Annotated in this window: 1 protein-coding gene; it reads right to left on the reverse strand. The window is 38.3% G+C overall.

Annotated elements, in window-relative coordinates:
- Positions 1-311 (reverse strand): penicillin-binding protein activator (locus tag CWC11_RS21680; RefSeq protein WP_171038511.1); only part of this gene is annotated, 311 nt, incomplete at both ends.

The raw sequence follows: 311 nt of genomic DNA on the forward strand, positions 1-311 counted from the left end.
AAAAGTAATAGTGGTGTGGGGCTGAATTTGTTGAATGATTTTGTGTATTTAAATAAATAGTCGGAAGTGCTGCAATGACATCGCTACTTTGCAGCTTTTCTATATTAGACCGTAGTAGTGGTCCAATTACAAAGTCAATTTCATTAGTTTGTAACTGCTGTTCAATGTCTTGATGTGTAAGCATTTCATCAATAAAAAACACTTCAGTATGCGATATGTTGTCAGTAGCTGCTAAAAAGCCATTTTTTAATGCAACGCCAAGTCGCTCGCTTGCGCCTGATTGGGGGAGTAATATGGCGAGCTTGCTGGTT

Origin of the sequence: Pseudoalteromonas sp. S3178, assembly GCF_005886985.1 — a bacterium.
In the GTDB taxonomy this organism is placed as follows: Bacteria; Pseudomonadota; Gammaproteobacteria; order Enterobacterales; family Alteromonadaceae; genus Pseudoalteromonas; species Pseudoalteromonas carrageenovora.